Raw genomic sequence first — 22,521 nt, forward strand, 5'->3', positions numbered from 1 at the left:
GATGGTTAAAGATAAGAAATCAAGCGTGTGTATTAGGATGTGCTACCCTTTTTCGATGGGGATTGTCATCTCGACGCGGGTACCGGCCGGGCAACCGGTGGCATCGATCAGATCAATAATTTCCAGCCGGGCGTTGTGGTCTTTTCGGTGGAGGGATTCAAAAATGCCTTTGGTAATTTCCTGACCCCGGGAGATATGCCCTTCCCGATGGGGTGCTGCCCGACGACCAACGCCGTTGTCTTCCACAATGCAGTGAATATGGTCTTGCTCGATGCAGGCCGAAATGGTTAGCGTTTTGTCCCCTTCTTTCGGCATCAGGCCGTGCCAGATCGCATTTTCGACATACGGCTGTAACAACATCGGCGGCAGCATAGCGTTGAGTAGCGTGTCATCGTCGGCAATGGTAAACGTATAATGAAACTCCTGATTAAACCGCAAAGACTCAATCTCGACGTACATCTGTAAGGTTTCGATGATTTGCTCGAACCGCAGATACTGATGGTTTGAGTTTTCCATAATCCGGCGAACCAGTTTCGAAAATTTCGAGAGGTATCGGGCTCCTTCAATTCCCCGGTTTGTTAGCAGGTAATTCTGAACGGAATTAAGCGAGTTGAACAGAAAATGGGGGTTCATTTGCGACTGGAGCGCTTTTAACTTCAACTCGGCAATCTGTAAGTCCTTGAGCTTGAGTTCGGCAATCTGGAGGTCAAGTCGGTTTCGTTCGTCCAGCGTAGCGACCCGCCAGCGCATCACTGCCACGACAATCCCGCCAATCAACAGGCCGATGAGGGTGCGAAACCACCAGGTAGCTGTAAAGTGGGGATTTACCCGGAAACGAATCGCCAACGGATGGGCGCTCCAGAGTCCGTTGCCGTTACTGCTTTTTATATTGAGCTGGTAAGCGTCGGGATGGAGGTTGGTAAAGGCCAGCATATGCTGCTCGCCCAGGTCGACCCAACTGGTATCGGACCCCAGCAACTGGTATTGATAGTGGTTTTTGGTGGCAGGCTCAAAGTTTAGGGCCGAGAAATTAAACGTAATCGCATTCTCGTCGGGTTGCAGCACTAGTTCCTCCGATCCATTGGGCCAAACCGGTTTATTCTTGACATCGACTGAACTGAGGGCAATTCGGGGAAGTGTAACCCGGTCGTTAAGTTGATCGATGTTCAGCCGACTAATGGCATTCGTATGCCCAAGCAGCAGTTCCGACCGACCGTTGTAGTAGAAACCAACCGGCGAATTGCTATGAAGTCCTTCGATGGTGGTCAGGTACCGGATCTTGCGGGTCGCCGGGTCGGCAATGTGAATTCCCTCATTGGTGCTGAACCAGAGATGCCCGTTGCGGTCTTCAGCGATGTTTACGCAATAGGTGTCGCGGATGTCGGCAGTCTTGAACTCGAACGAATGCAGAATTTGCCCCGTGGCCGAAATTTTGGATACACCGCCCCAACTGGCGATCAGGATTGAACCGTCGGGTGTTTGTTGCATCCCATTGATGCATTCGCCACCGAGAATCAGGCCTTTGTTGCCGGGCAGACTCTGAATATTAATGAACTTATGCTGCACTTCGTCGAAGAAATACAGGCCTTTGGTACAGGTAGCCACCCAGATTCGCCCGTCAATGCCCTCCAGAATCACTTTCACAAAGGTCGGGTTGAGCAATTTTCGATTTTCGTCGTCCGACCATAGGGCGATCGGCTGTCCACTGACCGGGTCAACTACTTTTAGACCTTCGTTCAGATTGGCAATCCATAAGCGGCCTTTTCGGTCGAGGAGCCCATCACGAAAATCACTATACTTAAAAAGCCGACTGGCGGGCTCCCAAACCTGAAAACGGCCTGTTTTGGGGTTGCCCACAAAAACACCTTTGTCGGTGAAGGCAAACGGGCGGTTCTGAATCCAGCGGAGTTGCTGGGTTAGGGCACTGACGGGGTAAGGCTGAAAGCGAAACCGGTTGGTTTGTGGCTCCCAGGCCAGCACGCCCGAATGCGATAAACCCAGCAGCATAGTTCCGGTAGGGGTTGGCAGAAGACAGGTAACCTGGACCGGAAGACGAACGAGCGTAGGCGGTATGTCTATGGTTCGGATGCCCACGTTCCGATACCGGTATTTATATATGCCATCGCGGGTACCGATCCACAAAATACCGTTGTCACGATCGTTGTACATATCCTTGACCTGAATCCCACTTTTATAAAATTCAGGCAGATGGTAGACTTCGGCACGGTCGGGGTAAAAGATGCTGACTCCATTGTCGGTACCGACCACCATCATTTTTCGGCCATTTTCATCGACCGACTCCTGAGCGCAGGCTACGTTGCTATGATCAAACCCGGTTTTCCAGACCGTAAAGGACTGATCGACTGGCGAAAAACGAATCAGTCCATAGTCATAGCCGCCAATCCAGAGATTTCCCTGGGCGTCGGCCGAAGCTTTGCATAAACGAATCGGTATGCGGTTTTTGGGTAAACTCGCTTCCGGCCCCAGCACGCAGACCAGTTTATCCTGTGCCCGATGGTAGCGATACAAGCCCACTTCCGAAATCACCCAAAGCGTATGCTGATGGTCTTCAAAAAAGCTGGAATACTGATAGGCATCGCCCCCCGATGCCCCCGCCGACAGATTATACCGATGCAGTTGACCTGTAGCCGGGTCGTAACGTTTCACGGAATTGTAGTCGCAAACCCAGGCCTGGTTATAGGCGTCGACGGTGACCTGCTCGTGCAAATCGTTGCCCGGATCGTTGTCGTCGTAATTGTTTTTCTGGAGAGTGGTTACGGTCAGCGTTTTAGCATTGATTCGGCAAAGACCACGGGTGTCGATGGAGGCATAAATGTTGCCGGTCGAGTCGAACGATACTCCGGAGCAGTAGCCTAGTTTAAGGCTGTCGAGTCGCAGAAAGCTGTAGCCGTCGTAGCGGCAGATACTCCGCCCGGTACCAATCCAGAGAAATCCCTGCCGGTCTTTATTTAAACACCATACCTCGTTGGAGGGGAGACCTTCCCGCGTGGTGAGGTGTTCGAGTCGCAGGCTCGGTAACTGGGCCCAGACTACCTTAGGGAGCAGCACCAGCAGGAAACCAACCAGACAGCGACGCATGGGTAATGACGTAAGGGTAAGTAAGTTTAGCAGGGGCGAAAATAAAAATAGCCAGGCAAGTATCTACTTCGTAACTACCTGCTTATCAATAGTAAGCTGTATATGGGTCAGATGTTGGCTGAATTGACAGGAGGAGGGAACCGGCCGGGAAGCGGAGTGGCTGGCTTGATATTCGGCAGAAAAATGGGGTATCTCCTGACCAGCCAGCTGATTAGGAGATACCCCGCGTACTTATGTACCGGATACTTAGTGCTGCACTACCCGCGTCGATTTGCGTCGGGTGTGAAGCGAATCGCTGGCTGAAGAAGGCGCCTTCTGACCAGTCGATTTCGTTGACTGTGACCCATCCGGCGAAGCAGCCCGATTAGGCTTGGCTCCTGGTGGAGTGTATAAATACCCCCGTTGTGAGCCTTCGTCAGCCACGGTCATGCTGGCCGCACTGGTTTCGGCTGGGCGTTTGCCGCTGGTCTCGTAGCCCGTACCCGTTGAGGCCGTCGAGCCACCACTGCGCCCACCCGTAGTCGACTGGGCCTGTGCCGAGTTTATAAAAAGAAAGGCCAGCCCGAAAATTATACCGATTGCTTGCGTTTTCATCGCTTAAAAGAAAAGTCAGTCTGTCTGTGTGTAGGACATAACTAAATACAAAGGATAGTTCTTTCACTAGTGCCCAATTATTCATGGTTATTTATCTAATATGCCAAGATTAGCAACAAGTTTTGACCGATTTGTGATAGATAATACGTAAATAATTATGAATATATGTGTTGCTTGGCGATGTATTTGTCAAGCATTTTAACTTAAAGGTTACTATATGCCTTTCAGTTCGTCATAGTGGGAAAAGTCAAATTGTACCTTTTCCTTAGTAATGTAATGAAACGACCTGTTTGTTTTAACTGTCTGCTGATCCTAATCCTCGGGCTTAGTTTTATCCTAGCCTGTTCCCCTGAAAGTGAGCCAACACCAGATTCGAATGCCGTAGTTTTTGTAGGCAGTGACGATGCACATCTGTATGCCATCGATGCCCAGACAGGCCAAAAAAAATGGGCTTATGCAACCATCGGTAAGGTTTCATCCAGCCCCATCGTCTATGATGGATGGGTATATGCTGGGAGTAATGAAGGCCGTTTTTTTGCTGTCGATGCTGGGAAGGGAATCCAACAATGGCTCCTAACGACGAAATATTCGATGACAACCAGCCCTTTAGCTACAGAGGGAAGGATTTACTTAGGAGGGCCTGATGTGTATGCCTACGACGCGAAAACAGGAAAAGCTGTCTGGGGGCAATTTAGGGGCGGATCAGACCCAGGCTCCTCTGTAATTTTGGCCGGAACGGATCTATTTATGGCCGAGGGTGTAAGACTGGCGGCTTATGACCTCACTAGTGGTAGCCAATGGTGGGCCTTTCCCACCAAGGATAACATTCAGACGGTGGCTACGGTGTCCAATGGCATCGTCTTTATTGGTAGTAATGATTATACCTTATATGCTCTAGAAATTACAAGTGGTAAGTTAAAGTGGTCCTTTCGGGCTTCCTCAGCCATTCTAGGTAGCCCAACGGTAGCCAATGGTCAGGTCTATTTTGGATGTCATGACAACCAACTCTACGCGGTGGATGAACAATCAGGAACGTTACGTTGGCGCTATGCTACCCAGGGATCTATTTTTTCGAGTCCAACGGTAGCGAGTGGAATCGTATATGTGGGTAGTATGGATGGGAATTTGTATGCTGTGGATGCTATGAAGGGCTCCACGCTCTGGGCAACAAATGTAGGTGGTGCGGTATTTTCGAGTCCAGCGGTTGCCAATGGGGTTGTCTTTGTCGGTAGCGCCGATGGGGGTCTATATGCCTTTGACGCAGGGAACGGAGGGAAAAAATGGGTATTCTTTACCGATGATCGAGTACGTTCAAGTCCCTGTATCCTCACTCGACAAGGTCATGTGATCAGAGGCTTAGGAAATGTTCAATAATGCTTCCTGTTTCTCAGTTCCTTATTTATACACCTCCATTGCATGACAAATCGTAACCATCAGTAATCAGGTTTAGTATGGAACATCAGCAAACCACTTGGTATGGTCTAAGTCAATATGCGTCGATTTTAGTTGTAAGGTTTTAGTTACTAGTGAAAGATTTGTCCTGTTTGTTTAATAATGTCTGATTAAACGGCAAAGGCACCAAGACGCAAAGAAAGGTTCACTGCTTTGCGTCTTGGTGCCTTTGCCGTTTAATTAAATAAAATCACTTACCCTTAGTTCATGGCTTTATCGATGGCCGTAATGGCATCCAGGTGCTTTTGCAGCGTCGGTAGCGTTTTGGTCGCAAAGTCTTTGACGGCCGCATTCGTTTTATCGTCTTCAGCCGCTTTTTTGAACTCGTCAATGTCCTCCTTATGGTCGTCGACCATCATGCTCACGTACTTTTTGTCGAATTCCTTACCCGACAGTTTCGCCAGATCGTTCACATGCTTCTGTTCATCTTCCCCCAGCGTAGTAGGCAGAGTAATGTTTTGCGTAGCCGCAATATTTTTCAGTTCATCGTTGGCCATCGAATGATCTTTCACCATCATGGCCCCAAAATCTTTTACGTCTTTACTAGCTGCTTTTTCCTGGGCGAGTCGACCCAGTTCGACCTCCATCATGCCCCCATTGGCGGCTTTCACCGCAAAGTCAGTCGTGGCCTCATCCTGACCAGAGCCTGCATCTTCTTTGGCTTCATTCGCATTTTCGGCGTTTTCGACGCTGTCGGTGTTTTCTGCTTTTTTGCTGCTACAGGCCTGGAAACTAAGTGTACTAACGGCGAGCAACAGAATTAAACTTACCTTTTTCATAACGTTATCTATTAATGGTTATATTAACTATACAACCATTCGGCAGCCATTAGGTTTGTCATAACCGAGGGAGTGGTGAATTATTGGACAAAATTCTCTGTTTATCAGACAAAATTCCTATGTTTGTGCCATGACTATGCTAGACCGAACGGCGTTGGTGTTTTCGGCCCTCAAAGGGATACCAGCGACCCGTTTTTTTGAAATCGCCGACCTGACTGGGTATAAACGCGAACAACTGGCGGAGGTGTTCGACACCTCGCTGAAGACCTTTCAACGGTACGAACGCGAGCAGAAGAAACTCAATCCGCAGGACAGCGAGAAAGTCCTGAAGATCATGGCTTTGTTTCAAACCGGCGAGTCAGTGTTTGGCTCCGCAGCATCCTTTCGGCGCTGGATGGACAAACCCGCTTATGGACTGGGTAATCAGGTGCCCTTTGATCTACTGCATACCTCTGGTGGAATTGACCTGATCATGGACGAACTGATTCGGATTGAGTACGGAGACCTGGCCTGATGCTCGTTTACCGGATTACAAAAGTTGCCTATGCCAGCCGGTTAGTGGCTTCGGGAGGAGCGGCCCGCTGGAATACGCGCGGCCAGTTTGTCATTTATACGGCGGCTACCCGAGCACTGGCCTGTCTTGAAAACGTAGTTCACCGAAGCGGGGAGGGCCTACTGGACGATTTCCGGGTCATGGTGATCGAGATTCCGGCTGCCTTGCCGATTCAGACCATTCGGTCCGAGACATTGCCTGCTAATTGGTTTGAGTTTCAGCAGTATGATGCCTGCCAGCGGATAGGAGGGGAGTGGCTCCGATCGGGCCAGACTGCCGTTTTGCAGGTGCCATCGGCCATTATTCCGAACGAATGGAATTACCTGCTCAATCCGGCCCATCCTGATTTTGCACAAATTAGCTTGCAGGAAACCGAACCCTTTGTATTCGATCCCCGAATTAAAGAGTAGCCCCGGCCAAGCCAGCGCTTGGCCTCAACCGAAAAAAATCCCCCGTTTATGACTTTTCATTGCGGATGGTAAACTAGGCTATGTAAGTCATTGATAATCAATGAAAAAATTCCGTGTAAGTCGTAACGTTCCGGCATTGGCAATCAATGGGTTTGAGTTGAAATAGAATTGTATTTCATTTAGACGATATAGGGGAAGGGCAAAGCCGTTTTCTGGGCTGGAAAGCGCCATTTGACGGCTCGTTTTTAACGCATTTTTGCCCATTTGCACGGGTTTATTTCTGTTTTCTCCTGAAAATTTTGTATATTTGTCTATAACGCGGCTTACGACAATTATGTAAGCCGGAATAGTAATTTTCTGCGAAACTCCTTTAACAAATGGCGGACGAAAATCCCGACCTCGAATCTCCCAGTAACATCATTCCTATTAACATTGAGGACGAAATGCGCGGTGCCTACATTGACTATTCAATGTCGGTCATTATTTCCCGCGCCCTTCCCGACGTACGTGACGGGCTGAAGCCGGTTCACCGTCGGGTGTTGTTCGGAATGGCTGAACTGGGTGTTAGTTACAACAAGCCCCACAAAAAATCAGCGCGTATTGTGGGAGAAGTACTGGGTAAATACCACCCGCACGGTGATGCGTCGGTGTACGATACCATGGTACGGATGGCGCAGGACTGGTCACTCCGGTATCCGCTGGTCGATGGGCAGGGAAACTTTGGCTCCATCGACGGCGACTCTCCGGCGGCTATGCGATATACCGAAGCCCGGTTGAAACGAATTGCCGAAGAGCTGCTCAACGACATTTATAAAGAAACGGTTGATTTTCAGCCCAATTTCGACGACTCACTCGAAGAGCCAACCGTTTTGCCAGCCAAATTGCCGAATCTGTTGCTCAATGGCTCGTCAGGGATTGCCGTAGGGATGGCCACCAACATGGCTCCCCATAACCTGACCGAAGTTGTCAATGGAATCATTGCCTACCTGGAGGATCCTGACATCACGGTCGAAGACCTGATGCAGTACGTGAAAGCCCCCGATTTCCCGACCGGTGCCACCATCTATGGTATGGAAGGCGTGAAATCAGCCTTCAAGACGGGTCGTGGCCGGGTTGTGATCCGGGCCAATGCGACCATTGAAGAGAATAAGGGCAAAACCCAAATCATCGTGACCGATGTTCCGTACATGGTCAACAAAGCGGTGATGCTCGAAAAAACGGCCGAACTCATCAACGACAAGAGGATCGAAGGCATTACCGCCTTCCGGGATGAGTCGGATCGGGATGGACTGCGGGTGGTGTACGACCTGCGGAAAGATGCCATCGGTAATGTGGTCCTGAATAACCTCTATAAGCACACGGCCCTGCAATCGTCCTTCAGCATCAATAACGTCGCGCTCGTGAAAGGACGGCCGATGCTGCTGAACCTGAAGGATATGATGAAGTACTATGTCGAACACCGGTTCGAGGTAGTAACCCGCCGGACTCAGTACGAACTCCGGGAAGCCGAAAAACGGGCGCATATTCTGGAAGGTCTCCTGATTGCCCTCGATAATATCGATGCGGTTATCAACCTGATTCGTTCCTCGCGGGATCCGGAAATTGCCCGGACGGGCCTGATGGAGCAGTTTTCGTTGTCCGATGTGCAGGCCAAAGCGATTCTGGAAATGCGTCTGCAACGGCTGACGGGTCTGGAGCGGGATAAACTGCAGCAGGAGTATGATGAGCTGATGGCCGAAATTGCCGAATTGAAGGCGATCCTGGCCAGCGAAGAGCGCAAGCGGGAAGTGATCAAAGGCGAATTGATCGACATCCGGGCTCGCTACGGCGATGAACGCCGGACACAAATCAACCCACTGGGCGATGGGAACATCAGTGACCTCTCCCTGATTGCCGACGACGATATGGTTATCACCATCTCGCACGAAGGGTATATCAAGCGGACGCCAACGACCGAATATCGGTCGCAGAGCCGCGGGGGCGTAGGAGCGAAAGCTGCCGTCACCAAAGAAGAGGATTTTACGGAACATCTGTTCACGGCAACTATGCACAACACCCTGCTGGCGTTTACCCAGAAAGGTCGGCTGTATTGGGTACCGGTTCATGTGCTGCCCGAAGGATCGCGGATATCGAAAGGTCGGCCATTGGCCAATTTTATCAACATCGAGTCGGACGATAAAGTCCGGGCGGTGATCAACGTGACTGACCTGAAGAATGAAGACTACATCAACAATAACTACATTGTGATGTGTACGCGGCAGGGCACGATCAAGAAAACCATGCTTGAAGCATTCTCCCGGCCTCGCCAGAACGGTATCATCGCTATCACCATTGATGAGGATGATCAACTGATCGGTGTTTGCCTGACCAACGGGGATAATGACATTGTCATTGCATCGAGTGCCGGCAAAGCGGTTCGCTTCCACGAAAGCCGGGTTCGGCCGATGGGCCGAACGGCCGCCGGGGTGCGGGGTATCTCGCTGGATGATGAGGACACCACCGATCATGTGGTCGGCATGGTCTGCATCAACTCGCAGCAGGCGCAGTTGCTGGTGGTATCGGAGAAAGGATACGGCAAACGCTCCGCGATTGACGAGTATCGGATTACCAACCGGGGAGCTAAGGGCGTAGGTACCCTGAAGGTCACCGAGAAAGTGGGGCGACTGGTCGCAATTCTGGATGTGGCAGATGCCGACGACCTGATGATCATTAACAAATCGGGTATTGCCATTCGGACCCCGGTTACCGACATCAGCGTTATTGGCCGGAATACTCAGGGTGTTCGACTGATCAGCCTGCGCGATGGGGATGAAATCTCGTCGGTCACCAAAATTAAGCAGGAGGAAGGCGAGGAGGGAAGTCCGGCTACCTCAGAACCTGAAGCAATCGTTAGTGAATAATACCCGGTAAGTGATTAAAAAAGAGTGGTTTGAGCCGCCTGTTCTGATGTCGACGTCAGGCAGTCGGCTCAAACAATTTAGAACCTGTCATGCTTATACAGACAGATTCCGTAATTTCGTTTCTGAAAATAATAACACAACCCCGATTTACACATGAAACAAGTTCTGGTAATTCTCCTCGCGTGCTGCCTGACATCTGTAGGCGTTCGCGCCCAGCAAGGCGGTGCTGTTGATGCAGCGATGCTGGATGCCCTTAAGAAAGAAAAGGAAAAGAGTGATAAGGATATTACCGATGCCAAAGCAGGAGCAAAGGCCAGCACCTGGATGGATCGTGCCAAAACCTATCAGAATATTGCTGCCGGTGGCAATATCAAACTGGATTCCGCAGCCGCGTCAACAGCTTACGAAGCGTACAAAAAAGTAGTCGAGCTGGACAAAGACAAAAAAGGTGGTCCTGGTAAACTGGCTAAAGAAGCCGAAGAAGCCCTGAAAAGCCCGAACCTGTACAGTGCGTTCATGCAGCAGGGGGTAGCTAAGTTCCAGGCGAAAAATTTCCCGGATGCGATCAAGGCCATGACGATGGCGGGTGAAATCAACCCGAAAGACACGCTGGCACCGTTGTATACAGCCATTGCCGCCCAACAGGTAAAAGACAATGCGACGGCAAAGACGCAGTTGGAAAAATACATTGCCGGTGGTGGGAAAGATGCAACCATTTATGGTTCGTTGGCGATGCTCTATAGTGCCGACAATGAAGTCGACAAGGCTATCGCTGCGTTAGACAAGGGTATTGCCCTGGCACCATCCAATAAGGATTTGGCCAACGAAAAAATCAACATCATGCTGCGCACCAACCGGATGGATGAGGCTATCACCAGCATGAAGCAGATGGTCGAAAAAGATCCGAACAACGTGACGAATCTGGTGAACCTGTCGATTGTGTACAACAATATCGCGCGTACTGCAGATGAAGCGGCCAAGAAGCTGGAAGGCACGACCAAAAAATCAGGGAACACCGCCAAGCAACTCACCGATGCAAAGAGTATTGTTGATGCGTATAATTCCGAAATAGCCCGGTTAACGGCGTCCATCAAAAAGTCGCCCAAGCCGGAGTTGAAACGGCAGTTAGCGGATGTGCAGAGTAAACTGACTGCGCAGAAAGCAGAAGTTACTCGGCTGGAAGGTGAGGCTAAAGAAGCGGCTGCCAGTGCTGCCGCCAATGCTGGCAACGAGGGCAAGCTGGCTGAACTGAAGAAGACGGTAAATGACAATAAGGCGAATGAAAAGCAATATCTGGAAAAAGCCCTGGCGGTTGATCCGAACAACTACGATGCTAACTTCAACATGGCCGTTTGGTTGTTCAACGATGCGGTAAATTTGAAAAACACCGTTGATAAGATGGACATGGCTGAGTATAGCAAAAATGGTAAAGAGATGGACGGCCGGGTTTGCGGCAAGTTCAAAGCAGCGCTGCCATATTTCCAGAAAGCCAAATCGATCAAAGACGAAGCTGAAGTAACGGAGAACCTGACGAATACAGAAAATATTCTGAAGCAGTACGAAGAGAAAAAGATCGTTTGTATCGAAAGTAAATAATCGGGTAGGGTCGGTAGGAAGCTGCCGACCCTATTTCTGGAAAACTTTACTTAACATAATATAAATTATACAACAAAAGGAAGGGTTTAATCCACAGACTTATCAACAACTTATCCACGTGGAACAGTAAAGTATTGCTTTACAAGGAGTTAGGTTATTTTGAGCTAAAAAACAGCGTTTATTGCGTTTAAAAGGCCGTTTTTAGCTGTATGGTCGAGCAATTTTACCGACGTACAATCGAGAATAGAGATTGGAAAACATTCCAGTTTACGGCTCAAACTAATAACTGATTTCACACTGAAGAGAACCTTTAAGCCGGAATAAAGAACCGTAATGACGAAACAGTGAGACCACACAACTCGATGTGATTGGAATGTTAGTGTTCTCAGCTGGTTTCTAATTTAGGTTATGGCTGTCCACTTTGGCATCTGTTGAACAAGCTGCTGAACATACACTACCAGATTATCGACTCTGGTAGCCGTCGTGTACGAAATGTCAACCTTCGTTCGAACCACTTCCCCTGATTCATCAATCGTCAATGTTAGCGCAATCAGGCTCACATTATTGGCGAATACAATGGGGGTAAAATTTTGCTCAAAAAAGGTTTTGAGTTGCTTAGTTTTACCTCGGAATTGGGCTACCTGGTAGAGTGATTTCCATTCGTAAAAGTTGCCCATCCCTCCCAAGATGTCTTACACAGAAAAGCTCATTTTGTGATCCGCTGTAAAAAATCTCTTCACCATATTGTGGCAAAGAGCGGTGGACAGTAATAGCTTGTTTTAATGAATCAGATTGGCCAAATAGTAGGGCATATATCCCTAACGTTAGCAAAGAAATGTTAACCAGAGCTAAAGTATTGGCCATGGGCAGTAAGGTATATCTAGTACTACTTATAAAATTAGCAATAGCATACTTAGCGCTGCAATCATTAATGAATTAAAATGATTTCTCTGGCCAAGCCAGCGCTTGGCCAAAACAGAAAAAACAATGGAATAACGATAACTAGGCGGATGGCATATATTCCCGAAATGAACCGTCGGTATAGAAAATGAGTATGCGCTCTACTTTTTTATCAGTAGATGAGGTACTGGGAATTGAAGATTCGGCAACAGAAACAGGGTTGTCGGCTAGAGCTATAGACGGAGCTGGCTGGCTAACTGGCGGAATCTCGTTGCGCTGGGTGCGTACCGACGGCTGACTACCATAGCCATAAAATGTTGATTGTCCATTAACCAAACGATCTGAGGCTGGCCTTACTGGATTCCCATTTCGATTACCACCATAGGCTGGAAGGCTGTTAGCTGTAGCTGATCCGTACGCATCTTCCTCCATAATCCATTCATAGCCTAACTCAGGAAACCGACGAATTATTTTCTGGATAATATCGAAGCTAGGACGATTTCTACCGGACAGAATATGCGAAATACTGGATCGTTGTACACCAATCTCATCCGCAAAATAGGATGGCGTCAGATTCTTATCAATGAGAATCTGTTTAATCTTGTCATTAATACTCATACGATTGTTGCCTGTAACTAATAGTTGTTTGTATATAGTTACAAATATATAAGTAAATTGTTGATGGAAGTAGTTTGTGAATTTAATGTACAAAAATAAAGCCACACTTTCGTATGGCTTTTGTAAATGATAATAATGTGAACTGTATATCGACAATTGACTAAACTACTTTATACATAAATCAATGTTAATTTTAGTTTACAGGAAGCTTTGATTTACAGGATTACACTGAAACATTATTTTCTCGTAGCGCATCATTCAACGACGTTTTTAAATCAGTCGATGGTTTTCGCTGGCCAATAATAATAGCACAAGGAACATGATATTCGCCAGCCGGAAATTGTTTAGCATAACTTCCTGGAATCACCACCGAGTTAGCAGGCACATATCCTTTATACTCAATCGGGTTAGTACCCGTTACGTCAATAATTTTTGACGAGCCCGTAATCGTTACCCCCGCTCCCAACACAGCTTGTTTTCCAATGTGAGCTCCTTCTACGACAATACACCGGGAACCAATAAAAGCCCCATCCTCTACAATTACTGGGGCAGCCTGTGGTGGCTCCAGTACACCACCGATGCCAACTCCCCCACTCAGGTGAACATCCTTGCCAATTTGAGCGCAGCTCCCAACTGTTGCCCAGGTGTCGACCATGGTACGCTCATCTACATAAGCACCAATGTTCACATAGGAAGGCATTAGTATAACGCTAGGAGCCTGATACGATCCGTAGCGGGCAACGGCAGGTGGAACAACCCGGACTTTGGATTCAGCGAAATTAGTTTTTAAAGGGATCTTGTCATTGTACGCAAAAATGCCGACCTCCTCGGGTTTCATCTGTTGGCTGATGAAATAGAGTAAAATGGCTTTTTTCACCCACTCATTTACGGTCCAGTCACCACTTTCTATCGTTGGTGGTGTCGCAACTCGTAGCTCTCCCCTATCTAATTTTTTTATTACTTCCCGAACAAGTTCAATAGATTCAGGATTGGCTAATAACTCACGATTAGCCCATATACGTTCGATTTCAATAGTCATTAAGTAAAGTAATTGTTTAATAATAATGCTATAATTAACTGATATAGAATGTATTATATTTTGGCGCCAAATTTTATATTGTCTTACATCAATAGCATATTGGTATGTACTTCTCTGTTATCAAAGGTAAGAAGAAGGCATGTATAGTTGAAATATATGGCCTAAATTTTTTCAAATTTGATTGTTGTTAGGGCCAAGCACTAGCTTGGCCACAGTAATCTAAATGAAGAATTCTATAAGCGATTTATACATACTACTGGCCAAGCTAGTGCTTGGCCCTAACGGAGATAAGCTAGATACCTCCTGCTGTATGGTTTGATTAGACTAATCATTTATAGATATCGAGTAATGTGTATAGAATAGACAAACTCTCTGGCATTGGATTAAACACGCATCAAACCATACGTAGATCTAGTTTATTTGCCCACTAGTTTTAGATCAATATCTGTGCCGTTCTATATTTGGACAACAGGGGTTACTGTAAAAAGATGAAAGTTAGTAGGTCTATATTCACTTTATTACTTCTAGTCGTGAGGAATCCATTATGGCTGTTGTAGGTAAGAGGGCATGATTATAGATATCCTCTCCTATTCAAAAAAAGAAGTATGGGCAAACGCATTATAGCTTATGACAAACAGTTGAATAAGCATAGCCTATAATCTACTAATCTATTCAGTTTATACTAATCTATACTGAGATAGATGTACGTAATTAATATCTTAGCAAGATTAGTAATGAATACTAATAAATCTTTAGTAATAGTTATATATTTTTAGCAAATAATAGTAATACGCTGATTATGCGCTAAATATTATAGTATTTTATACACGTTTTGCTACAAATTTTAGCCAAAAAATGGTGAAAAACTAAGGAATATTCGCAAAATACTACTTTTTTACTAAAATGTTGTCTAAGATTACTAAAACTATCTTTTTATTTTACTAATCCTCATCCCCTTCTACCAATCTGGTCTTAACTAGCTATCCGCTTATTTAATTAGTATATTTGGCCCCGAAAACAAACCAATTTTCTCTGTACATGAAAAAAATACGCGTTGCTATTAATGGCTTCGGTCGTATCGGACGGTTATCGTTCAGACGGCTTCTGGAAAAGGAAAGTATCGAAATAGTCGCTATCAACGATTTGACCGATAACGCGACCCTGGCCCATCTGCTAAAATATGATTCCGTCCATGGTAAATTCACGGGTGAAGTCTCTTCCGATAGTGAAAGCTTAACGGTAAACGGACAACGCATCCATGCGTATGCCGAGCGGGATCCTAAAAATCTTCCCTGGAAACAATTAGAAATCGATGTCGTTCTGGAATCAACCGGACGGTTCGTTGACGAAGCGGGCGCAGGTATGCACCTACAGGCAGGCGCTAAAAAAGTAGTTATCTCTGCTCCAGCCAAAGGCAATATTCCGACAGTAGTCTTAGGAGTAAACGATGATACGCTAACCGGTAGCGAAACGATTATTTCGAACGCTTCCTGCACGACGAACTGCCTGGCACCAATGGCCAAAGTTCTCGACGATGTTTTCGGTATCGAAAAAGGATACATGACTACAATTCACGCCTACACGGCTGACCAAAACTTACAAGATGCCCCCCACTCCGATTTACGTCGGGCTCGGGCAGCAGCCTTGTCAATCGTACCAACGTCTACCGGTGCTGCCAAAGCAGTTGGTCTGGTACTACCACAATTAAAAGGAAAACTGGACGGAAACGCCCTCCGCGTACCAACCCCAGATGGATCGCTCACCGATTTAACCGTTATCCTGAAAAAAGCGGCAACTATCGAGGAAATTAACAACGCAATCAAAGAAGCCTCGGAGACCTCACTAAAAGGAATTCTCGAATACACGACGGATCAAATCGTTTCAATCGACATTGTTGGTAATCCCCACTCCTGTATTTTCGATTCCAAATTGACGGCAGTAAACGGGAATCTCGCCAAAGTGGTTGGTTGGTACGATAATGAATATGGCTACTCGAGCCGCGTCGCTGACTTGATGGAGAAGCTATTTTAATTTTGTGAACTTAAATTGAATTTTGTGATTTACAAACAACAATTAATAAGTTACAGATTGGTTTAATAAAATAAATGGGCACGATTTAACTATGTAATCGTGCCCATTTTGCATTGTAAATAGTTGATTGTAAATCCCTTATTGTAAAATAGCGCTTCGTATTTTGTCTTTATACCAAGGTGAATTCTATTTAACGGTGAGTGATACAAGTCAGTTGTAAATTGTAAATCAACACCACCATTCTCTTTTACCTGCTCCAGGCTGTAAGCAAATAATTCTGGATTATCTGTTTTTAAATGCAACGTCCCTCCCGGGATTAATAGCTGTTTATAGATTGCCAGAAAGCGAGGATGTGTCAAGCGATGTTTCTCCTGTTTGGGGCGAGGTTGTGGATCGGGGAATGTAATCCAGATTTCTGACACCTCTCCTGCTTCAAAAAACTCCTGAAGAAAATTTATATCCGTACGTAAGAACGCAACGTTCGATAATCCTAACGTTTGCGCAGCTTTAGACCCTCGGGCAATACGGTCTCCTTTAATATCAACACCGATAAAATTTGTCGTCGGATAGGCCTGCCCCAACCCTACTGTGTACTCGCCTTTGCCACACGCCAGTTCCAGTACTATGGGGTGATCATTCTCAAAATAGTCGGAGTGCCACTTTCCTCGAATCGTTTTATAAAGGGGTTTACCAGCTTCAATAACATTTGAACTTTCGGCATTTTGCAGAAAGCGATGCGTTTTTCGTCGTGTCACGGTGATTAAAATTTATAACTGTAATTCATTGTGTGGTTCATTGGTTGATTCATTAACTGGTTAATTGGATAATAGGTATGTCATTTCCCAATTAACCAGTTAATGAATCAACCAATGAACTACTCGACCAGCATCCTCAAAGCTTTGCTTCTGGGTAGACTTTCTTGTGCTGAGTGACCAGGATGGTGTATTGTTGGGGCGTCAATATAGATTTATAGGCCAGCACTTTTTCATTTTCTACTCCAACAGCCAGGGTGCGCAGCTTCGCCTGGTTCATACCGGATGCCTTCAATTGCTTGACACCGTTGTTAAATTTGACCACCGCATTGGTAATAATTTCTTTCGCTTTGGGAAGTTGCTGGTCGGTCAATTTCAGCCGTTGCTTGTCGGCCTTAATGACCGATTTGATAATCATACCAACAGTTGCGCCATTGTTGAGGAACACAAATTTTTCCTTCTCAATAGCGGGCGTCTGGGCCCACCCGGATGAGGATACTCGAAGCCAAACGATTAGCAAAACGGGGATGAATTTCATAGTAGGAAGCAGTTCTTTAGCAAAGCTATCCTAAATCCGCCAATTCGGCAATCGTATAGTTACTACCGGTAATCAGAATAAGGTCATTGGGCTGGGCTTCCTGAAGGGCTTTTTCCAACGCCTGATTCACATCGGCGAAGGCATTGCCTACTCGCCAAACAGCCGCGGCTTCGGCCTGAAGAACCTCCGCCGAAAGGGCACGGGGGGTATGCGCCTGACAGAAATAGTAAACTGCCGAGGGTGGTAATACGGTCAGAACCTTTGCCCGATCCTTATCCGCCACGACGCCAAGTATGATCCGTAAGGTATCGTAGTTCAGGGTGCGAATCGTTTCAAAAAGTGCTTCCAAACCTGGCTGATTATGGGCAGTATCGGCTATAACCCGGGGATGCTGGCGCAGGGTTTGAAACCGTCCCTTTAATCCGGTAAGGGTACTAACCACCTTGAGAGCCTGTTTTACAGATTCTCCCGAAACGGGTAAGACGGGTTGCAGCACTGAAACCGTGGCCAACGCGATGGGCAGATTGTGCAATTGATACGTCCCCAGTAAATCCAGTGTATATAGTTCCGACGGTTGGGCTGTGGTTACCTGGACCGAAACCTGGCGATACCCATTCAGGATACCCTCATCGACTACCGTATATACCTGATCGGCAAACAGGATGGGAGCCTGCTGCTGATTGGCTGTTTCCAGAAATATTGCCTGGGTGTCGGGATGGGTCTCTCCGATTACGACCGGAACACCGGGTTTGATGATCCCGGCTTTTTCTCCGGCAATTTGGGGCAGGGTATCCCCCAGGATATCCGTATGATCGTACCCGATGTTGGTAATGACCGATGCCAGTGGCGTAATCACATTCGTTGAATCGAGCCGTCCGCCCAACCCCACTTCGATAATGGCGACATCGACTGACTGCTGAGCAAAGTAATCGAAGGCCATAGCGACCGTCACTTCAAAAAATGAGGGTTCGATGGATTCGATCAGTCCCTGGTGCTGCGCTACAAACGAGGCCACATCGGTTTCCGGGATGGGTTTACCATTCAGCCGGATGCGTTCTGTAAACGATTGCAGGTGGGGTGAGGTATACAACCCCACTCGGTATCCGGCCGATTGGTAGATAGCCGCCAGCATATGCGACGTACTGCCCTTTCCGTTGGTACCACCAACGTGAATACTCCGAAACTGCTGATGCGGATTGCCAAGAGCTTCGCAAAGGGCCAGGGTATTACCTAAACCCGGTTTGATGGCTTTGGCACCAATCCGGTGAAAAACTGGGAGCCGACTATAGAGGTAGTCGATCGCTTCCGGGTACTGCATTAATCTTTGGCCTTGATGATGAAGGTAATGGTTCCTGTAGAAGTGGGGGGTGTAGAGCCCCCCTTAGGCCGAAGCCGGAGCCGTTGTACGGCTTTCCGATATTGTTCGGCAACGGACGGACTAACCGTCGATTGCTGCTGTTGAACCCGAATGATTTCGCCATCCCCATCGACGGTAATTTTAAAAACGATCTTGCCGGTTTCATCCGAATCATCATTGACAGCCGGCCGACTCGCCATGGCCCAACCCGATACATCGAAGGCAACCCCCGTTGCCGCTCCGCCTGGGGTTCCGTAAAACTCTTTGGCGTTAATCTTGCCGTTTGGATTTCCTTTATCTCCAACCCCACTGGCATCATCGCCGTTATTGTTTCCACCGGCTCCCGACGCTTTACCGACTGTACCATTCGAGCCGCCCCCGCCCGAAGATTTTTTAAACAGCGCATCGGTATTGACCGTTTCCACTTTTTTGGTCGGCGCTGGTGGCACCGGCCGTTCTACGGGTGCCGTGTTCTTGGGACTTTCTACGCGTTTCGGCTCAGGCCGCTCGGGGGTCGTCACCGGGCTTTCGGCCTTGCTGACGATCAGCGGTTTTTCCGTCGCAATTTTTGCGGGTTTAGCCTCTTCCACTTTGGGACTAGGAGTCGCTTTTACTTTCTCAATATGCGGGGTCGTATTGACCTTCGGGTTTGGACGCTTCTCAGCCGCTTTCACATCCTCCGCTCTCGGCGAATCGGACGCTTTATTATAGGTTTGAATCCGCCCGCTCCCCCGCGCATCGGTCCCAAAGTTCACTTCTACAAACTGGATCGGCGGTGGATTAGGAATCGTCTGGGTAAGCTTCACCAGCAGCAACAGGATAATCAGGATAACGTTAATAACAACGGCTCCGGCTAAGGATTTGACCCGAATTTCGTCTTCGTTGTCGAATGTAATGCGGTTCATGGCTGAATTGTCTGGGATAATCGGGGAAGTAGTCGTCGGATGCGGTACTATACTCGTTTGTGTCTGTATAACGTAGAAATTAGCCACATCGTTTATTGTAACGTGATTCCGTACGCAGTAAACTGAACAAAGTAACGTAAATTCTCCGACACAAAGCCAGTCAGGACATACCCTTTCCGCGTATGTTTGCAATCCGGTCAGCGAAACGGCGTCCTGGTGCCCCTTAGCCTGAAGGTATCTTATAGTAGGTATCATATAGTCTACCCTCACCTAAGCCTCGTTTATTGTCGACCATCCATTTTTCTGACATCGTTTTTCTGAAATCGTCCTTATATAATGCCCGTTCTTCAACCCATCGTCAACATCGCTGAACTGCTGTATCAAAAAGGAATTGCGGATGTAGTCGTTTCGCCGGGTTCCCGTTCGGCTCCGTTAACCCTGGCAGTCGCCCGTCACCCTCGGTTGCAGGTCCGCGTTATGGCCGATGAACGGTCAGCGGGATTTGTGGCGCTGGGAATCGCCCAACAGAGCCGCAAACCGGTTGCCGTCATCTGTACGTCCGGAAGTGCCGTTTACAATCTGGCTCCCGCCGTGGCTGAAGCGTATTTTCAGCAGGTCCCTCTCCTACTCCTAACCGCCGACCGCCCCCACGAATGGTTGCACCAACAGGACGGGCAAACCATTGATCAGATCGGAATTTTTGGCAATCAGGTAAAACGAAGCTATGACCTCCCGGCCGATTATACCCATCCCGATGCCCGCTGGGCAATTGAACGTTCGCTCAACGAAGCGATTACCCTAAGTCGGCTGGAACCTGCCGGACCCGTTCATGTGAACGTTCCACTTCGGGAACCGTTTTACCCAAAAGCGGATGAATCGTTCGACTTCGAACGGGTACGGCTCATTGAAACGCTGACCGCTACCCCCATGCTCACACCCGAAACCTGGCATCGCCTGCAGGATGAGTGGGAACAAAGCAGCCGGATCCTAATTGCCGTTGGGCAATTTCCCTATAACCCCGCTTTACTAACCGTTTTAAAACAAATCACCGACGAATGGGGCATTCCCGTAGTTGGGGAGATCGTTAGCAATCTGGCTGACAATGGTCGATTCATCACCCATACCGATACGATACTGCTGGGTCTGGATGATGAGCAGGCCGATGCGTTGCGTCCTGATCTGCTGATAACGTTAGGTGGTTCGTTTCTGACCCGAAACCTGAAAACTTTCTTTCGGGCCTATCCGGCTCGCCGTCACTGGCACATCCAGCCTACCGTCGATCGGCTCACGGATGCCTTTCAGAGTCTGACAACCCTAATTCCCGCTGACCCGACAACCTTTCTGGAAAAACTATTCGTCGATGTCGACTACCGTCGGTTTTTGCAGGGCGACGATGATGAAGACGATCATCGGTTTCTACACCACTGGCAGAATCATGACCGGCAGGCAGCCCGGCTTGTACAACAGATCCTGGCGAAACCCGATCAACCCCTCACCGACTGGTCGGCGGTACAAACCGTACTGGAACAGCTACCAGCCAATTCGATCCTGCACCTGGCCAATAGTATGCCAGTCCGCTATGCGAACCTCTGTGGTCTGACCGAACTTCAGTCGATCCAGGTTTCGGCTAACCGGGGGGTGAGTGGAATTGATGGTTGTCTGAGTACGGCGTTGGGCGCTGCGCTGGCAACCGACTGTATCGTCACCCTGCTTATTGGGGATGTCGCCTTTTTTTATGATCGAAATGCCCTCTGGTCGGCTCCCATCCCGCCTAATCTTCGGATTGTACTCCTCAACAACGACAGTGGTCATATCTTCCGAATGATCGATGGCCCCAGTCGCCAACCCGAACTGGAAACCTATTTCGAAACGCCACATGGGTATACAGCTCGAAATACCGCTGCCGACGCTAAGCTGCTTTACCGGGGTTGTGACTCACAGGAAGCACTCCAAGCCCTCCTACCCGATTTTTTCCAACCCGGCAATCAGGCCAAACTCCTGGAGATCACGACCGATAAACAAGCCAATCAGGCGCAGTTTTCCGACTACAAATCAAGGTCACCGAATAACTAAAACTACAGTTATAGTTTATCAAATAGACCACTTCTTAAACCCTTTAACTTTATGCAAGATCGCAGCTATCCGATCGGTCCATTTAGCCCGCAGGCTTCCTATTCAACCGATGATTTAAACGCTCTTCTAACAGTTATTGCCAACAGTCCTGCCCAGTATCGGGCCCTGTGTGCTCCCCTCTCCCCGACTGATCTAACCAAAACGTATCGGGAAGGAAGCTGGACCGTGCAGCAATTGATCCACCACGTTGCCGACATTCAGTTTGTGCATTTCTTTAGGATGAAGAAGGCCTTAACAGAGCCCGACTATACGACCGTTACGTTGATCGACATGAATGCCTGGGTGGCTACGCCGGATGCGAACACCTCCCCTATTGAAGATTCACTCCGACTGCTGGAAGGGATTACTCCTCGTTATGTGTGCCTGGGCCAATCGCTGGATGACGCGCAACTGGCCATTCAATATTACCATCCGGTTCGCCAATACTGGATCAATCAGGCACAGGCGCTAGCTATGTCGGCCTGGCATCTGCAGCATCATTTAGCTCATATCCAGTTAGCGCTGGCAAACTCTTACTATAGGTAGCCTAGAAAACCCTGTCCAGCGCTAATATATACCGTTTAGTCACTTCGCAAAATTCAGTTTGTTATTTTAACAGGCAATTTATTTATTTGTTACGAAACTTATTTTTATGTATTGGTTTCTAAAAAAAGCAGAACTACAAAAATTTGATACCCTGCTTATTAGCTATCTATAGTTCCGTTAATTCGCGTACAATACTATGTTGGGTGAACGCAACAAGATGGGTTCATAAGGCGGGTCACCTGCGACAGGGGAGCCGCCCCGACAGGCAGGCTTTGGCTCGTTGGTTGGCTTCGGTCGACACGAGAAACGCCCCGATTAGGTAGGTATCAGGTTTTCATTT

Annotated in this window: 18 protein-coding genes; 8 read left to right on the forward strand and 10 right to left on the reverse strand. The window is 48.0% G+C overall.

Annotation, left to right across the window (positions count from 1 at the left end; translation table 11 throughout):
* Nucleotides 1-42: 42 nt before the first annotated feature.
* A complete protein-coding gene (locus ACYVFD_RS33395) occupies nucleotides 43-3,099 on the reverse strand; it encodes a two-component regulator propeller domain-containing protein (protein WP_461094900.1) in 3,057 nt (1,018 codons plus the stop codon).
* Nucleotides 3,100-3,345: 246 nt separating this feature from the next.
* Nucleotides 3,346-3,693, reverse strand: a complete 348-nt coding sequence (locus tag ACYVFD_RS33400) for a hypothetical protein (RefSeq protein WP_461094902.1) — start codon at nucleotides 3,691-3,693, stop codon at nucleotides 3,346-3,348.
* 276 nt (nucleotides 3,694-3,969) lie between these two features.
* Between ACYVFD_RS33400 and ACYVFD_RS33405 the strand changes: the two genes are divergently transcribed.
* Complete coding sequence (locus tag ACYVFD_RS33405; protein ID WP_461094904.1) at nucleotides 3,970-5,067, forward strand: beta-alanine-activating enzyme beta-propeller domain-containing protein; 1,098 nt, start codon at nucleotides 3,970-3,972, stop codon at nucleotides 5,065-5,067.
* Nucleotides 5,068-5,345: 278 nt separating this feature from the next.
* Here ACYVFD_RS33405 and ACYVFD_RS33410 read toward each other — a convergent pair whose 3' ends face one another.
* Complete coding sequence (locus ACYVFD_RS33410) at nucleotides 5,346-5,924, reverse strand: DUF4142 domain-containing protein (protein ID WP_461094905.1); 579 nt, start codon at nucleotides 5,922-5,924, stop codon at nucleotides 5,346-5,348.
* A 130-nt stretch (nucleotides 5,925-6,054) separates the two neighbouring features.
* Between ACYVFD_RS33410 and parS the strand changes: the two genes are divergently transcribed.
* From parS to ACYVFD_RS33430, 4 genes are all read left to right on the forward strand, one after another.
* On the forward strand, nucleotides 6,055-6,438 hold the full coding sequence (gene parS, locus ACYVFD_RS33415; protein ID WP_461094906.1) for a type II RES/Xre toxin-antitoxin system antitoxin: 384 nt from the start codon (nucleotides 6,055-6,057) through the stop codon (nucleotides 6,436-6,438).
* Nucleotides 6,438-6,887, forward strand: a complete 450-nt coding sequence (locus tag ACYVFD_RS33420) for an RES family NAD+ phosphorylase (RefSeq protein WP_461094907.1) — start codon at nucleotides 6,438-6,440, stop codon at nucleotides 6,885-6,887. The genes parS and ACYVFD_RS33420 overlap by 1 nt, the downstream gene beginning before the upstream one ends.
* 377 nt (nucleotides 6,888-7,264) lie before the next feature.
* Nucleotides 7,265-9,787 carry a DNA gyrase subunit A gene (gyrA, locus tag ACYVFD_RS33425; protein WP_461094908.1) on the forward strand — a complete coding sequence of 841 codons (2,523 nt, stop codon included), beginning with the start codon at nucleotides 7,265-7,267 and terminating at the stop codon, nucleotides 9,785-9,787.
* A gap of 153 nt (nucleotides 9,788-9,940) precedes the next feature.
* Nucleotides 9,941-11,383 carry a tetratricopeptide repeat protein gene (locus ACYVFD_RS33430; protein ID WP_461094909.1) on the forward strand — a complete coding sequence of 481 codons (1,443 nt, stop codon included), beginning with the start codon at nucleotides 9,941-9,943 and terminating at the stop codon, nucleotides 11,381-11,383.
* 401 nt (nucleotides 11,384-11,784) lie between these two features.
* On the opposite strand, the gene ACYVFD_RS33435 is transcribed toward ACYVFD_RS33430, so the two are convergent.
* The 3 genes from ACYVFD_RS33435 to ACYVFD_RS33445 form a co-directional block, all read right to left on the reverse strand.
* Complete coding sequence (locus ACYVFD_RS33435; RefSeq protein ID WP_461094910.1) at nucleotides 11,785-12,060, reverse strand: hypothetical protein; 276 nt, start codon at nucleotides 12,058-12,060, stop codon at nucleotides 11,785-11,787.
* Between the two features lie 325 nt (nucleotides 12,061-12,385).
* The gene (locus ACYVFD_RS33440) at nucleotides 12,386-12,901 is read right to left on the reverse strand and encodes a helix-turn-helix transcriptional regulator (protein WP_461094911.1); all 516 of its coding nucleotides are present in this window, start codon (nucleotides 12,899-12,901) and stop codon (nucleotides 12,386-12,388) included.
* Nucleotides 12,902-13,124: 223 nt separating this feature from the next.
* The gene (locus tag ACYVFD_RS33445) at nucleotides 13,125-13,940 is read right to left on the reverse strand and encodes a 2,3,4,5-tetrahydropyridine-2,6-dicarboxylate N-succinyltransferase (RefSeq protein ID WP_461094912.1); all 816 of its coding nucleotides are present in this window, start codon (nucleotides 13,938-13,940) and stop codon (nucleotides 13,125-13,127) included.
* Nucleotides 13,941-14,978: 1,038 nt separating this feature from the next.
* On the opposite strand from ACYVFD_RS33445, the gene gap reads away from it, so the two are divergent.
* A complete protein-coding gene (gene gap, locus ACYVFD_RS33450) occupies nucleotides 14,979-15,971 on the forward strand; it encodes a type I glyceraldehyde-3-phosphate dehydrogenase (protein WP_461094913.1) in 993 nt (330 codons plus the stop codon).
* Nucleotides 15,972-16,060: 89 nt separating this feature from the next.
* On the opposite strand, the gene trmB is transcribed toward gap, so the two are convergent.
* The 4 genes from trmB to ACYVFD_RS33470 form a co-directional block, all read right to left on the reverse strand.
* Nucleotides 16,061-16,726 carry a tRNA (guanosine(46)-N7)-methyltransferase TrmB gene (trmB, locus tag ACYVFD_RS33455; RefSeq protein ID WP_461094914.1) on the reverse strand — a complete coding sequence of 222 codons (666 nt, stop codon included), beginning with the start codon at nucleotides 16,724-16,726 and terminating at the stop codon, nucleotides 16,061-16,063.
* A 136-nt stretch (nucleotides 16,727-16,862) separates the two neighbouring features.
* Nucleotides 16,863-17,261, reverse strand: coding sequence for a hypothetical protein (locus tag ACYVFD_RS33460; protein WP_461094916.1), 399 nt, complete (start codon nucleotides 17,259-17,261; stop codon nucleotides 16,863-16,865).
* Nucleotides 17,262-17,286: 25 nt separating this feature from the next.
* Nucleotides 17,287-18,579 (reverse strand): bifunctional folylpolyglutamate synthase/dihydrofolate synthase, encoded by a 1,293-nt coding sequence (locus tag ACYVFD_RS33465; RefSeq protein WP_461094917.1) that lies wholly within the window; start codon nucleotides 18,577-18,579, stop codon nucleotides 17,287-17,289.
* Nucleotides 18,579-19,523 (reverse strand): hypothetical protein, encoded by a 945-nt coding sequence (locus ACYVFD_RS33470; RefSeq protein ID WP_461094919.1) that lies wholly within the window; start codon nucleotides 19,521-19,523, stop codon nucleotides 18,579-18,581. The genes ACYVFD_RS33465 and ACYVFD_RS33470 overlap by 1 nt, the downstream gene beginning before the upstream one ends.
* A gap of 336 nt (nucleotides 19,524-19,859) precedes the next feature.
* Between ACYVFD_RS33470 and menD the strand changes: the two genes are divergently transcribed.
* Both menD and ACYVFD_RS33480 read left to right on the forward strand, forming a co-directional pair.
* Complete coding sequence (menD, locus tag ACYVFD_RS33475) at nucleotides 19,860-21,596, forward strand: 2-succinyl-5-enolpyruvyl-6-hydroxy-3-cyclohexene-1-carboxylic-acid synthase (protein WP_461094920.1); 1,737 nt, start codon at nucleotides 19,860-19,862, stop codon at nucleotides 21,594-21,596.
* Between the two features lie 51 nt (nucleotides 21,597-21,647).
* A complete protein-coding gene (locus tag ACYVFD_RS33480; protein ID WP_461094921.1) occupies nucleotides 21,648-22,181 on the forward strand; it encodes a DinB family protein in 534 nt (177 codons plus the stop codon).
* The last annotated feature ends 340 nt before the right edge of the window (nucleotides 22,182-22,521 follow it).

The organism is Spirosoma gilvum (genome assembly GCF_054776815.1).

Excerpts from the sequence above, each read along its gene's own strand:
- ACYVFD_RS33435 (WP_461094910.1), bottom strand. The coding sequence starts at position 12,060 with ATGGGCAACTTTTACGAATGGAAATCACTCTACCAGGTAGCCCAATTC.
- parS (WP_461094906.1), top strand. The coding sequence starts at position 6,055 with ATGACTATGCTAGACCGAACGGCGTTGGTGTTTTCGGCCCTCAAAGGG.
- ACYVFD_RS33405 (WP_461094904.1), top strand. The coding sequence starts at position 3,970 with ATGAAACGACCTGTTTGTTTTAACTGTCTGCTGATCCTAATCCTCGGG.
- gap (WP_461094913.1), top strand. The coding sequence starts at position 14,979 with ATGAAAAAAATACGCGTTGCTATTAATGGCTTCGGTCGTATCGGACGG.
- ACYVFD_RS33480 (WP_461094921.1), top strand. The coding sequence starts at position 21,648 with ATGCAAGATCGCAGCTATCCGATCGGTCCATTTAGCCCGCAGGCTTCC.
- ACYVFD_RS33420 (WP_461094907.1), top strand. The coding sequence starts at position 6,438 with ATGCTCGTTTACCGGATTACAAAAGTTGCCTATGCCAGCCGGTTAGTG.
- menD (WP_461094920.1), top strand. The coding sequence starts at position 19,860 with ATGCCCGTTCTTCAACCCATCGTCAACATCGCTGAACTGCTGTATCAA.
- ACYVFD_RS33440 (WP_461094911.1), bottom strand. The coding sequence starts at position 12,901 with ATGAGTATTAATGACAAGATTAAACAGATTCTCATTGATAAGAATCTG.
- ACYVFD_RS33470 (WP_461094919.1), bottom strand. The coding sequence starts at position 19,523 with ATGAACCGCATTACATTCGACAACGAAGACGAAATTCGGGTCAAATCC.
- ACYVFD_RS33395 (WP_461094900.1), bottom strand. The coding sequence starts at position 3,099 with ATGCGTCGCTGTCTGGTTGGTTTCCTGCTGGTGCTGCTCCCTAAGGTA.
- ACYVFD_RS33460 (WP_461094916.1), bottom strand. The coding sequence starts at position 17,261 with ATGAAATTCATCCCCGTTTTGCTAATCGTTTGGCTTCGAGTATCCTCA.
- ACYVFD_RS33400 (WP_461094902.1), bottom strand. The coding sequence starts at position 3,693 with ATGAAAACGCAAGCAATCGGTATAATTTTCGGGCTGGCCTTTCTTTTT.
- ACYVFD_RS33465 (WP_461094917.1), bottom strand. The coding sequence starts at position 18,579 with ATGCAGTACCCGGAAGCGATCGACTACCTCTATAGTCGGCTCCCAGTT.
- ACYVFD_RS33430 (WP_461094909.1), top strand. The coding sequence starts at position 9,941 with ATGAAACAAGTTCTGGTAATTCTCCTCGCGTGCTGCCTGACATCTGTA.
- gyrA (WP_461094908.1), top strand. The coding sequence starts at position 7,265 with ATGGCGGACGAAAATCCCGACCTCGAATCTCCCAGTAACATCATTCCT.
- ACYVFD_RS33445 (WP_461094912.1), bottom strand. The coding sequence starts at position 13,940 with ATGACTATTGAAATCGAACGTATATGGGCTAATCGTGAGTTATTAGCC.
- ACYVFD_RS33410 (WP_461094905.1), bottom strand. The coding sequence starts at position 5,924 with ATGAAAAAGGTAAGTTTAATTCTGTTGCTCGCCGTTAGTACACTTAGT.